The organism is Bacillus cereus group sp. BceL291, from assembly GCF_051776705.1.
Lineage (GTDB): Bacteria > Bacillota > Bacilli > Bacillales > Bacillaceae_G > Bacillus_A > Bacillus_A cereus.
Map to the genome: position 1 here is coordinate 1 of NZ_JBPWAP010000228.1, position 849 is coordinate 849.

Genomic DNA, 849 nt, shown 5'->3' on the forward strand with positions numbered 1-849 from the left:
CTTGTTCCCCAAATCCTGTTACTGGAGGATTCAGTGGCGTAACCTCACCATTCTTGACCACATAAATTTTATTATCAGTAACATCGATTTCAACTTTCGTAGGCTTCATACAACTGAAATCCCCCTTTTTCTTTTTAGCTAACTTTTTGTTTTTGATTGCGTTGTAACTCTCGTTTCATTGATTCAAATTTGATTAACCATGCTTGCCAACGCTTATCGTTTTCTTCTTGCTGTTGCTTTGCTACTTCACAGTTACAACCTTCCGTTAGACCTACACCTGGATAAATTTCTTTACGAATAATTCCTGTATTACGGCATAATACACACATCGTTATTCCTCCTAATTAGAAACCTAAATTTGCAAGCCTTTGATCCGCTGTTGTAAATTTCAAGACCTTTGAATCTCCTAATAAACGACTAACTGTTTTAGCATCGTATTTATTAAAAAGTTGTTTTCCAGTAAAGTTTGTTGTGGTAAATGTACTCATTCCTTGTCTAGAGTTTGATACTGCATATAAAAGACGTTGAATGAAATCAGATGCCTGTCTACTTGAATCCGTTGATCCACTTTCTGCCCCAAGATCATCTAATACCACGAAATCAGCTTGTCCAATTAATTGAACGAAATATTGAAGTGTATATTTACTGCTCTTATCATCGAAAGAATCCATAATCATCCTTGTTATTGCTTCTAGTTCCACGTATAAACAACTTTTCATAAGGTGATAGTTTTCTTCCCCTTGACTGATATCCCAGAAATACTGATTCAATTCATGAAGCATGCTGTATGCTAGGAAACTTTTGGCCGTCCCTTGATTTCCTGTAAATACAACTTTTCTAATTTCTCCG

Annotated in this window: 2 protein-coding genes and 1 pseudogene; all 3 read right to left on the reverse strand. The window is 35.7% G+C overall.

The features are described 5' to 3' along the window. The coding region (locus ACS2CR_RS34265) for a DUF3954 domain-containing protein (protein ID WP_438906111.1) at positions 1-109 on the reverse strand (109 nt) is incomplete at its 3' end. A gap of 25 nt (positions 110-134) precedes the next feature. Beyond that, positions 135-329, reverse strand: coding sequence for a hypothetical protein (locus ACS2CR_RS34270; protein ID WP_153603205.1), 195 nt, complete (start codon positions 327-329; stop codon positions 135-137). A 15-nt stretch (positions 330-344) separates the two neighbouring features. Continuing rightward, a pseudogene (locus ACS2CR_RS34275) lies at positions 345-849 on the reverse strand (ATP-binding protein); the annotation flags it as partial.

What these genes read in the sequence shown, in the direction of transcription:
- ACS2CR_RS34270 (WP_153603205.1), bottom strand. Translation starts at nt 329, where the DNA reads ATGTGTGTATTATGCCGTAATACAGGAATTATTCGTAAAGAAATTTAT.